Origin of the sequence: Stagnihabitans tardus (assembly GCF_009925085.1) — a bacterium.
GTDB lineage: Bacteria > Pseudomonadota > Alphaproteobacteria > Rhodobacterales > Rhodobacteraceae > Stagnihabitans > Stagnihabitans tardus.
This window is the reverse complement of record NZ_JAABNR010000003.1, coordinates 269,071-280,426: the sequence shown is the minus strand read 5'-3', so window position 1 is coordinate 280,426 and position 11,356 is coordinate 269,071. Positions and strand designations below refer to the sequence as shown.

Sequence of the window (11,356 nt, the reverse complement as noted above, 5' to 3'; positions counted from 1 at the left end):
TTGGGAAAGAAGGGCCGAAGCCGGTCCATCTGGGCTTCGGTCAGCCAGAACAAGTTGCTCATAAATCAGGTCTCCTGGCCGACCGTGAATCACGGTCTTAGAGCGTGATCAATGGGTCCTGACCCTAAAGACTCGCCGCCTCATAGATCGGCGCGAGGCTCGCGCCCCAATCGCCGTCATAGAGCTTCAGCCATTTGTCGGCCTGGGTCTCTTCCGTCGCCAGGGTCCGCATCAGCGGCGCGAGGAAGCGTTGTTCGTCCAGGCCGCGTGCCGCCAGCCCCGCATGGGACAGGGCGACCGATGCGCGGGCCAGGTCGATCAGCTTGACGTCATCCACCTCTGCCCGCAGGCCAGAGACGGAGGCTGCGACCCGCAGGGCCTCGCGCTGGTCGGCGTCCAGCGCCTTGACCAGGTCCCAGGCGGCGTCCAGCGCGGCGTCGTCATACATCAGGCCGACCCAGAAGGCGGGGAGGGCGGTGATATGGGCGGCGTCTCCGCAATCGGCGCCGCGCATTTCGATGTATTTCTTCACCCGGGCCTCAGGGAAGACGGTCGTCATGTGGTCAGCCCAATCCGAGAGCGTCGGCTTTTCGCCGGGGAGCGCGGGGAGCTTTCCCGCCAGGAAATCGCGGAAGGACTGCCCCAGGGCGTTGATGTATTTCCCGTCGCGGTAGACGAAATACATCGGCACATCCAGGACCCAATCGACATAGGCCTGGAAGCCCATGCCCGACTGGAAGGCAAAGGGCAGCATCCCCGTGCGGGAATTGTCCAGGCCCCGCCAGATGCGCGAACGCCAGGATTGGTGGCCGTTCTTCGCCCCGTCAAAGAACGGCGACGAGGCGAACAAGGCCGTCGCCACTGGCTGCAGGGCAATCGCCACCCGCAGCTTTTTGACCATATCGGCCTCGGAGCTGTAATCCAGGTTCACCTGGACCGTGCAAGTCCGATACATCATCTGCGTGCCATGGGTGCCGACGCGGCCCATGTAGTCGGTCATCAGCCGGTAGCGGCCCTTGGGCATGACCGGCATGGTCTCGTGGCTCCACTCGGGCGCGGCGCCGATGCCCATAAAGCCGATGCCCAGGGGCTCGGCCAAAGAGCGGACCTCTTCCAGGTGGTTCAGAAGCTCCGCATCGGTCTGGTTCAGGTTCTCGACCGCAGCGCCCGAAAGTTCAAACTGCCCGCCGGGCTCCAGCGAGATCGTGGCGCCATTCCGAGAGAGCCCGATGATATTCTCGCCCTCGCGCATCGGCTGCCAGCCGTAGCGATCCTGCAGGCCCGCGAACAGGGCCGAGATCGACCGATCCCCCGCATAGGGCAAGGGCGCATGGGTATCCTTGAGGAAACCGAACTTCTCATGCTCGGTGCCGATGCGCCAATCGGATTTCGGCTTGCAGCCCGAGGCGACAAGCTCCGCCAGCTGGTCGAAGCTTTCGATGGGGCCGCCACCGGATTGAGGAATCGACATCGGCAGAACCTTCTTGCAAGTCAGGTGCGCAGAGGTGGCTTGGCCCGCGCGTCAAGTCAAGTGAGCATCACGAAAGGTCATGACCGCTGTGTGACGGCGGAGATGCGGCGCCAGATCACCCGGGCCTCGGACAGGCTCTCGGGCGGGGGGCTGTCCAGGGCGGCCACCAGGGCGGCGGTGTCCAGGCCCGGCAGGTTGGCGAAGGCGTCGAAGAGCCGCTCGGCCCCCGCCGCATCGACCGGGATCAGAAGCGCCTGGCCGTCCGATTGCTTCAGCCGCCACATCCGGGCGCCGCGCACGGTCATCAGGCGGATCTCGGTCAGGTCGTTCAGGGAGAGGAAGCCGCCCATGTCGGGGGCGAGGTAGCCCACCTGGCCCTCGTCGAGCTCGACCATGCCGGGGGCATTCACGGCCTGGACAAAGCGCGTGCGGCGCCAGGCGTTCAGGGCCAGGGCCGCCCCCAGCGCGGCGATGATCAGGCCCAGGGGAATCAGGATCAGCCCGCCCTGGGCCGCGACCCAGAGGCCAAGCAGGGTGACGGCCCCGGCGCCGATGGCCTCGCGGTGGCGGCGGAGCAGGGAGGAGAGATCGGGGCGCGAGGTCCAGAAGGGCTTAGCCATGGATCACCTCCGGGTCATGCAGCAGGATCAGCGACCAAGAGCCCACTTGGCCAAAGCCGATGCGGCGATAGGCCCGGGCCGCGGGCTCGGAGACGGCAAAGAGCGTGGCCCGCGCCGCGCCAGATGCCGCGATATGCAGCGCCACGGCCCGCCCGGCATGGCCCCGCTTGCGCCGATCGGGCGGCGTATAGACCCCGCCCACCTGCACGATCCCCGGTATCCGGGCATTAAACCCCGTCATCGCCAGGGGGGTGCCCTGATCCATCAGAACCACATGGCTGCGGTTCTTGGTATAGGTGGCATAGCTCTCTTCCACCCGCTTGGGCGCGCGGTCTGCCGGGGTGCCCAGGGCCGCAAGCTGATAGTCCAGCATCCAGGATTTGATCACCGCTTCCGGCGCTTCGGACAGGGGGAGGATCTGACCGGGCCCCTGGGGGATGGTCAGGTCCGCGACATCCAGAAGGAAATGCGGCTCGTCCTGGTCCAGGGTCTTGGCGGCGCGGGTCAGGTCGAGCGCGGCTCCAAGGCCACGGGCCCAATCGCGCACCCCCACAATTCCCGAGACCTTTCGCCCCGCCAGAACTCCTGCCGCCGCGCCATAATCCCCCGAGGGCAGGAAGGGCATGACCATGCCGCCATCGGTCAGGGTCAGGACATCGGTGATCTGCCCGGCGCGCCGGGTCAGCCAGAGGGTGACGGCATAGGGGCTGCCGCCCGCCATGCCGTGATGGGCCAGGTTGTTCAGCGGGAACATCGCCTGATGCGCATGGGGCATCAGAAAGGCTTCGATCTCGGCTCGGTCGGCCTCGGTGGCGCGGATCATGCCTGGGATCATCGCCAGTCCCCCAGGTTCGCCTGCCACAGCGTCAGGGCGGCCACGGCAGCGGTATCGGCGCGCAGGATGCGGGGGCCGAGTGACACCGGCGTGACGAAGGGCAGCGACCGCAGACGCTCACGCTCTTCGGGGGCAAAGCCGCCCTCGGGGCCGATCAGGACGGCCCAGGGGCCGGGGGAGGCCTGCAAAAGCGCGGCCTGGCCCTGGAGGCCCTCGTCGGCCCAGAGGATGCGGCGGGCGGGGTCCCAGTCCTTCAACACCCGCTCCAGGGGGCGCAGGTCATCGACGGGCGGCACGAAGGTCGCCTCGCATTGCTCGGCGGCCTCGATGGCATGGGCCTGGGCCTTGTCCTCGCGGAAGCGCTCGTTGGTATAGCGGGTCTGGACGGGCAGAAGTCGCGCCACCCCCAGCTCCACCGCCTTTTCCACGATGAAATCGCAGCGCGCCTTCTTGATCGGCGCGAAGATCAGCCAGAGGTCGGGGGGTGCCACCAGGGGCGCGCTCAAAGCCTCGGCCCGCAGGATCCCGCTGCGCTTGGCCGCATGTTCCACCCGCGCCAGCCATTCGCCATCCCGGCCGTTGAAGACCTTGACGACGGCGTCTTTTCCAAGCCGCATGACGTTGAACAGGTAATTCGCCTGAGCCTCGTCCAAGGCCAAAGCTTGCCCCGGGGCGAGGGGCTGGTCTAGATACAGCCTGATCTTTGCCTCTGTCATGACGAGGAACCTATGTCCGAGACTCCGAAAATGCCAGAGGCAGCACCCGCCCCGGATGCGGCTTCGCTCAACAAGGTCGCCGATGCGCCGAAAGACAACTGGGTCGACCTTTACGCGCCTGAGGCGGCCAAGCCCTATCTGCGGCTTTCGCGGGCGGATCGGCCCATTGGGACTTGGCTTCTGTTCTTTCCCTGTCTTTGGGGCGTGGCGCTGGCGGCCCTGGGGTCGGGCTACAAATCCTGGGACCTTTGGCTGGCAGTCTCTTGCCTGGCCGGAGCCTTCTTGATGCGCGGGGCGGGCTGCACCTGGAACGACATCGCAGACCGCCATATCGATGCCAAGGTCGCCCGGACTCGCTCGCGCCCGCTGCCCTCGGGCGCGGTCAGCGTGACCAAGGCGCTGTTGTGGATGGTGGGCCAGGCGCTGGCGGCGGCGGCGATCCTGTTCTCGTATAACGGAACGGCCATCGGGCTGGGCCTGGCCTCGCTGATCCTGGTCGCGATCTATCCCTTTGCCAAACGCTTTACCTGGTGGCCCCAGGTCTTTTTGGGCCTGGCCTTCAACTGGGGCGCGCTTTTGGCCTATGCCGCCCATACCGCGACGATCACCCCCGAGGTCGTGGCGCTTTACGCCGCTGGCATCGCCTGGACGCTTTATTACGACACGATCTATGCCCATCAGGACCGCGAGGATGATGCGCTGATCGGGGTGAAATCCACCGCCCGCCTGTTTGGCGACAAGACCCGCGCCTGGCTGCGGCTGTTCATCGGCCTGACGCTTGGGCTGATGGGGCTTTCGGTGATCCTGGCGCTGCGGGCCCAGCCCGATATGCTGAAGATGGCCATCGCCTTGGCCGGGGTCTGGGCCATGGGCTGGCACATGGCCTGGCAGATGCAGAAGCTGGACCTCGACGACCCGGCCTCTTGCCTGCGCGCCTTCCGGGCCAACCGGGATGCGGGCCTTATCCCTGCGCTGTTTCTTGCCGCCGCCGCGCTGCTGTGATTGAACGCCCCGCCCCCCAAGGCTAAGCAGCGGCAATGACCGAGATTCCTCCTCTTGCGCGCCGCCTCTCGCCCCTCTGGCTGGGACTGGGGGGATTCGCCCTCGCCGCTGTCCTGTCGCTTGGCGCGGGCATGGGCCTGTCGCGGCTGATCGAAAGCTCGACCGAGCGGGTGGTGCGGCTGAAGCTGATTGCGGCGGGGCATGACTGGGCCTCGGTGGCGAGTGATGGGCTGACCGTGACCCTGACCGGGACGGCGCAGACCGAGGGCCAGCGCTTTGCCGTGGTGAACCTGGTGGGGCAGATCGTCGATTCCACCCGCATCGACAGCCAGATCGAGGTGACGCCTCCCGAGGTCATCGCCGCGCCCCGGTTTTCGGTCGAGATGCTGCGGGGCGACGACGGCGTGCAGCTGATCGGCCTGCTGCCCGAGGGCGAAGACAAGGAGGCCCTGACCTCTGCCGCCAAGGCCCTCGCGCCCTCTCCCATGGACATGCTGGAAACCGCCGCCTATGCCGCGCCCGAGGGCTGGGCCGAGGCCCTGGCCTTCGGGACCGAGGCCCTGACCCTGCTGCCCCGGTCGAAGATTTCGGTCTCGGCGGAGGGGGTGAATATCATCGCCATCGCGGGCTCCGAGGTGGAAAAGCGCCAGTTCGAGGCGGCCCTGGCCAAGGCCGCGCCCAAGGGGCTGCGGGTGACAACCGACATTTCCGCCCCGCGCCCGGTGCTGACGCCCTTTACCCTGCGCTTCGTCCTCGACGCCAAGGGCGCGCGGTTCGACGCCTGTTCCGCCGATACCGAGGCGGCCAAGGCCAAGATCCTGGCCGCTGCGGGGATCGAGGCGGCCTGCACCGTCGGCATGGGCGTGCCCTCGCCCTCCTGGGCCGATGCGACCTCGGCGGCGATTGCGGCGGTCAAGGCCATGGGCGGCGGGACGGTCACCTTCTCGGATGCCGATATCACGCTGGAAGCCGGGGAGGATGTGACCCAGGCCGCCTTTGACACCGCCTTGGGCGATCTGCGCGCCGGGCTGCCGGATGTGTTCTCGCTGCAAGCCTCGATGCCGGAAAAGGCCAAGGCGGCGGTCTCGGGGCCCTTGCTCTTCACCGCGACGCTGGAGGCCAAGACCCACAAGGTCGATCTGCGCGGGCCGCTGTTGGATGAGCGGATGACGCTTGCCGTGGGTTCCGTCGCCAAGGCGCATTTCGGCGCCAGCAAGGTCCATGTGGCGACGGTCCTGGACGCCTCGGTCCCCGAGGGCTGGACGGCGCGGGTCTTTGCGGGGCTGGATGCGCTCGCTGTGCTGGACAGCGGCATGCTGATGGTCAAGGCGGATATGGTCGAGGTCACCGGGGTTTCGGGTCTCAAGACCGCGTCTGACCGGGTGAGCCAGCTTCTCAGCCGCAAGCTGGGCCAGGGGCAGCGCTTCAAGGTCGATGTGGATTACGACAAGGCGCTGGACCCGATGGCGGGCCTGCCCACGCCCGCCGAATGCCTGGAGCGGGTGCAGGCCGTGATGGCCAAGCGCAAGATCGCCTTTGACCCGGGCTCGGCCGAGATCGCCGCCGAATCCGCCGCGATGATGGATGCCCTGGCCCAGGCCCTGAAGAACTGCGGTCCGATCAAGATGGAGATCGGCGGCCATACCGATGCGCAGGGCTCGGCCGAGGGCAACCTGGCCTTGTCCAAGGCGCGGGCCCAGGCAGTGCTGGTGGCGCTCCAAGGGCGGCTCGTCGATGTCTCCGCCATGCAGGCCGTGGGCTTTGGCGAGGGCGTTCCGGTGGCCGACAACGGCACCGAGGCCGGGCGGCTGGCCAACCGCCGCATCGAGTTCCGCCTGATCGAACCCGGCCAGGGCGATGCGACGCTGGCGGGCCTGGTGGCGACGGCGGGCACCGGCCCGAAGCTGGAGTTCGAGACCGGGGCCGATGGCGCGCCTCTGGCTCCGCAAAAACCCGTGCCGCGCCCCAAGCGGCGGCCCGCAGAATGATCAGGATGACCCGATGAACCGCATGCAACTGACCTTCGCCACGGCCATCGTCCTGTTCCTGGCCTTTGGCCTGGGCTGGCTGGCCCATTGGCTCTTGCAGCGCCTGACGCGGGTGGCGGGGGGCGATGTCTCCGAGATGGACCACCTGGCGCAAAGCCTGCACGAGGCGGAGGAACAGCGCGACCAGGCGATCCTCTATCTCGAGGCGCGCGAGGCGGAGCTGGTGGGGCAACTGGCCTCCTCCGATGCCGAGTTGCGCGCGGCGATGGAGGGTCTGCGCGATGCGCGGGCCGAAAGCGAGGGGCTGAAGGCCTATATCGAAGAGCTGCAAGGCCGTAAGGGCTGAGGTTGCGCCGCGGAAAGGCGGCCTTGCCAAGGCGCTCCCCTGGCGGGAGTTGGCCTCTTCCCTTCAGTCAGGCCCTTCCCTGCCCCGGCCTCACCCCCTAGGCTATTCCCCGAAAGAGGTGCCCCATGACAAACCCGCATTGGATCTACACGCAGACCATCAAGACCTTCGCCGCCGGAGCCGAGCCCCCCTTCGAGGACCCGTCCGAGCTGATGCACACCTGGGGCAAGGTCTGGGGCATCGACAATGATGTAGGCCGCATCCGGTCGATCCTGATGCATCGCCCGGGACCGGAGATGCAGGTCATCGACCCGTCCAAGCGCCTGGCCGAGATCGGGTCCTATGGAGATCCGGAAGTGGGCTGGTATTTCCAGTCCGACACGCCGCCCGACATCCCCCTGATGCAGGCCCAGCATGACGCCTATGTCGCAGCCCTGCGCGCCGAGGGCGTCGAGGTCCATTTCGTCGATGGCGAGGCGGGCAACCGGCTCAAGCAGATCTACACCCGCGACCCGCTGATCATGGTCAAGGGCGGCGCCATCGTCTGCCGCATGGGCGCCCGCATCCGCCGGGGTGAAGAGCTGGCGATCACCCGCACGCTTGCCCGCCTCGGCATCCCGATCCTGCGGACGATCTCGGGCAATGGCATCATGGAGGGCGGGAGCTTCGCCTGGCTGAACGAGAAGACCTGTGCCATCGGCGTCGGCGTCCGCGTCAACCGCGAAGGCGCCAACCAGGTCGGCGAGGTCCTGGCACGGCAGGGGGTCGAGCTTCTGATCGTCGAGCTCACCGGCTATGACATCCACCTGGATGTCTCTTTCCTGATGATCGACAAGGACTTGGCCATCCTCAACCCGATGGGCCTGCCCTATTCCTTCCTGGAAGAGCTGACCCGCCGCGGCATCCGCTATATCGAGACCGATCCGGGCGACGACCCCTGGATCGTGAACTCCATCGCCATCGCGCCGGGCAAGATGCTGATGCCCGAGGGCGCCACCAACCGCACCTTGGACCGGCTGGCGGCGGCGGGGGTCACCTGGGCGACCGTGCCCTATGCCGCCAACCACAAGAACGGCGGCGGGCTGCACTGTTCGACCACGCCGCTCATCCGCGACAAGGTCTGAGGGGCGCTGCCCCTCGGGCTTCGCCCTCACCCCGGGATATTTGGGCCAAATTGAAAGACATTTCGATTTGGCCCAAAGCCCGAGCCGGTTGGGCCTGCCAAGGCCCAGAGGCGAGACATAGGCTTGCGCGGAACGCGCTCCTTACCTTTCGCCTTCCAGGTTCAGCCAAAGAACCTCGGCCTCTGACAGCTGCAAGGCCGCCCCGGCCAGGGTCGAGACGATCTCACCGGGAGACCTCGGCCCGATCAGCGCGAAGCTGGGGAAAAGCTGCGACAGCACCCAGGCCGTCGCGATGTTGTGGGCAGAAACGCCCTTTTCCACAGCCAGGGCCTCGGCCCGCCGCCGCCGCTCGGCATTCCGCTCGCTGCCGAAGCAGGTCTCGGGTGCGGTATCGGCGGGCAGCCGGTTGCGCAGTTCCTCGGGCAGGAAATAGCCCCGCGCCTGGGAGGACCAGGACAGGTGCGCCACTTCTCCGCGCCGCAGGAAGCTCAGCATGTCCGGCGTGTTGGAGGTCACGCAGCCCGCCCAGACCGGCTTTTCCATCACCGCCAGCGAGAGGTTGTTGTTCAGGATCGACATGCCCTGCAGCCCATGTTTCGCCGCATAGGTATTGGCCTCGGCCATCCGGCGCGGAGTCCAGTTCGACCCGCCGAAAATCCCGATCCTGCCTTGGGCGCGCAAAACGTTCAGCGCGTCGATGAACTCGCCCACCGGCACCTGCGGATTGTCGCGGTGCATGATATAGACCGGCGCGAAGTCCAGCCCCAGGCGGTCCAGCGAGATCTCCAGCTGCGCCCCGATTGATTCCGGGTTGCAGTAGGGCGTATGCGCGCCCTTGGCGATCACCACGACCTCACGCGCAACCCCCCGCGCCTTGATCCAGTCGCCCAGCACCTTCTCATGCAGCCCGCCGCCATAGACAAAGCCGGTGTCAAAGGCATTGCCCCCGGCCTCCATGAAAGCGTCCCAGACCAGCGCGCCCTCGGCCACGGTATTGCGGTTGTCGCAGCCGATGATCAGCTTGGAGACCGCGCCCACCCCCGCCAGCTCCGCCTTGGGAATCTGCGGCAGCCCCTTGGGCAGCACGCCCGGCGTCTTGCGGTTCGTTGCGGGCGTCTCGGCAAAGGTCCGATAGCCGACCTCGGCGCGCCAGCGGTCCAGGGTCTCGTTGTTGCCGATCGAATCGGCATGGGTCGGCGCCGGATGCACGCCTTGCAAGCCCCCCGCCGCGATGGTCGCCGAAACGGCCTCCGCCTCGAAGGCGAAGAGCATCCGCTCATCGCCCAGCACTTCGCTGCGCGACACGCCCCCCACCGTCACCGTGATCGAGGTGGTCGAGGGCCCGACATTCCGCCCCGGCACCCAGGGGTCGGCAATGACCAGGGTCCCCTTGTCGCCGGTGATCGTCGCCGAATTGTCCATGTTCCGCGCCACGGCCACCGCAATCTCGGCCACAAACCCACTGGCGAAGCCCAGGATCCCATGCGCCACCGCATCGACGCCCGTCTCTGCCAGCACCCCATGACCGCGCACGACAGAAGGGTTGGCAAAGCCCTTGCCCTCCGCCGCCCCCGCGATCAGCCGCGCCAGCGACACCGGATAGCCGCCGACATCGAGGATCCCGCCGCCGCCCAAGGCCATCTCGTAAAGCCTTGATCCCTCACGGTAAGGCGCGTTGAAGCCGAACTGCGTGCGGATATGGCGCGGAGTCCCGATCTCACCGGAGGCGATGATCTCCAGCACCCGCGCGATCTGCGGATGGCAGCGATACATGAAGGCCTCCATGAAGAAGCGCCCTTCCTGCGCTGCCACCTCGGAAATCGCCACGACCTCGGCCGCATTCATCCCCGCAGGCTTTTCGCAAAGCACATGCTTGCCAGCCCGCAGGGCGGCAATCGACAGCTCGGCATGCCAGGGATGCGGGGTGGAGATATAGACGGCATCCACCCCCGGATCCGCCATCAGGCCCGCATAGGTGTCATGCTGCACCGAAAGCCCGTATTTCTCGGCAAAGGCCTGGCGCCGCGCCGCATCGCGCCCCGCGACCGCCACCAGCTTGCCCGACTTGGATTGCGCCAGCCCATCCGCGAAATTGTTCGCGATTGAGCCGGGGCCGATGATTCCCCAGCGAATGGTCATGATGATCCTCCCTCGATACTGGCATGCTAGCAGTCGCACCGCCCCGAAGGAAGAAAGTTTTAGTAAATTTTAGCAGACCCGTCCCGCAGGCGCCAAAGCCTTTGAAGGGGGGTCGATCCCCCCTTCAAAGGCCCACCCGTCAAAGGTCGCCCCTTAAAGGCGGACCAGCTTTTCGTATTCGGTCGAAACGCGGCGGGTCAGCTCACCCACCTCGAAGTTATAGGGCCCGATCGACCCCACCGGGGTCACTTCCGCCGCCGTGCCGGTCAGCCAGCACTGCTCGAAGCCCTCAAGCTCTTCCGGCATGATGTGCCGCTCATGCACCACGATCTGCATGTCGCGCAGCATGCCGATGACGGTCTGCCGCGTGATCCCGTTCAGGAAAGCGTCGGCCTTGGGCGTATGGACCTCGCCATTCTTGACGAAGAAGATATTCGCGCCCGTCGCCTCGGCCACATAGCCGCGATAGTCGAACATCATGGCATCCGAGCAGCCCTTGGCCATGGCCGCATGCTTGGACATGGTGCAGATCATGTAGAGCCCGCTCGCCTTGGCCGCCGAGGGAATCGTCTCGGGCGAAGGCCGCTTCCACTTGGAAATGTCCAGCTTCGCGCCCTTGAACTTCGCATCGCCGTAATAGGCGCCCCAGGTCCAGACCGCGATGGCCAGCTTGACCGGGTTTGCGCTCGCCGCCACGCCCATCTCGTCCCCCGCGCCGCGATAGGCCAGCGCTCGGACATAGGCATCGGTCAGCCCATTGGCCTTCAGCGTCAAGTCCTTGGCCGCGTTGATTTCCTCGACCGTATAGGGGATCGGCATGTCCAGAAGCTCGCCCGAATACAAGAGCCGCTGCGAATGCTCGGTCGACTTGAAGATCTTGCCGTTGTAGCAGCGCTCGCCCTCGAAGACGGCGGAGGCATAGTGCAGCGCATGGGTCAGGATGTGCACATTGGCCGAGCGCCATTCCACCAGCTTGCCATCCATCCAGATCAGCCCGTCGCGGTCGTCATATCCTGCCATTTCACCCTCCGATTTTGCGAATGTTGCGCCTGTTAGGTCCACTTCGGACATAATATTGCGCGAAATCGGGGTTTGGCTATCAGTTGTGTCCGACA

10 protein-coding genes are annotated in these 11,356 nt (G+C 66.5%); 4 read left to right on the top strand and 6 right to left on the bottom strand.

The window, feature by feature from the left end; genetic code table 11:
* Window positions 1-124 precede the first annotated feature (124 nt).
* From GV832_RS04850 to GV832_RS04835, 4 genes are all read right to left on the bottom strand, one after another.
* Window positions 125-1,471 carry a glutamate--cysteine ligase gene (locus tag GV832_RS04850; RefSeq protein WP_168773698.1) on the bottom strand — a complete coding sequence of 449 codons (1,347 nt, stop codon included), beginning with the start codon at window positions 1,469-1,471 and terminating at the stop codon, window positions 125-127.
* Between the two features lie 77 nt (window positions 1,472-1,548).
* Window positions 1,549-2,091, bottom strand: a complete 543-nt coding sequence (locus GV832_RS04845) for a hypothetical protein (RefSeq protein ID WP_168773697.1) — start codon at window positions 2,089-2,091, stop codon at window positions 1,549-1,551.
* Entirely contained in the window at window positions 2,084-2,926 is an 843-nt protein-coding gene (locus tag GV832_RS04840; RefSeq protein WP_168773696.1) for a GNAT family N-acetyltransferase, read from the bottom strand. The genes GV832_RS04845 and GV832_RS04840 overlap by 8 nt, the downstream gene beginning before the upstream one ends.
* Window positions 2,923-3,642: a 16S rRNA (uracil(1498)-N(3))-methyltransferase gene (locus GV832_RS04835; protein WP_168773695.1), complete on the bottom strand. Its 720-nt coding sequence runs from the start codon at window positions 3,640-3,642 to the stop codon at window positions 2,923-2,925. Before GV832_RS04835 ends, GV832_RS04840 begins: the two co-directional genes overlap by 4 nt.
* Before the next feature lie 30 nt (window positions 3,643-3,672).
* Here GV832_RS04835 and ubiA point away from each other — a divergent pair, with 30 nt between their 5' ends.
* The 4 genes from ubiA (at window position 3,673) to GV832_RS04815 (ending at window position 8,102) form a co-directional block, all read left to right on the top strand.
* Window positions 3,673-4,644, top strand: coding sequence for a 4-hydroxybenzoate octaprenyltransferase (gene ubiA, locus GV832_RS04830; protein WP_168773694.1), 972 nt, complete (start codon window positions 3,673-3,675; stop codon window positions 4,642-4,644).
* A 35-nt stretch (window positions 4,645-4,679) separates the two neighbouring features.
* Window positions 4,680-6,632 (top strand): OmpA family protein, encoded by a 1,953-nt coding sequence (locus GV832_RS04825; RefSeq protein ID WP_168773693.1) that lies wholly within the window; start codon window positions 4,680-4,682, stop codon window positions 6,630-6,632.
* A gap of 13 nt (window positions 6,633-6,645) precedes the next feature.
* Window positions 6,646-6,978 (top strand): hypothetical protein, encoded by a 333-nt coding sequence (locus tag GV832_RS04820; protein ID WP_168773692.1) that lies wholly within the window; start codon window positions 6,646-6,648, stop codon window positions 6,976-6,978.
* A gap of 125 nt (window positions 6,979-7,103) precedes the next feature.
* A complete protein-coding gene (locus GV832_RS04815; RefSeq protein WP_168773691.1) occupies window positions 7,104-8,102 on the top strand; it encodes a dimethylarginine dimethylaminohydrolase family protein in 999 nt (332 codons plus the stop codon).
* Window positions 8,103-8,243: 141 nt separating this feature from the next.
* Here the strand turns inward: GV832_RS04815 and GV832_RS04810 are convergent, their stop codons facing one another.
* Window positions 8,244-10,241: an aldo/keto reductase gene (locus tag GV832_RS04810; RefSeq protein WP_227754222.1), complete on the bottom strand. Its 1,998-nt coding sequence runs from the start codon at window positions 10,239-10,241 to the stop codon at window positions 8,244-8,246.
* Between the two features lie 153 nt (window positions 10,242-10,394).
* Window positions 10,395-11,261, bottom strand: a complete 867-nt coding sequence (locus GV832_RS04805) for a branched-chain amino acid aminotransferase (RefSeq protein WP_168773690.1) — start codon at window positions 11,259-11,261, stop codon at window positions 10,395-10,397.
* Window positions 11,262-11,356: the final 95 nt, after the last annotated feature.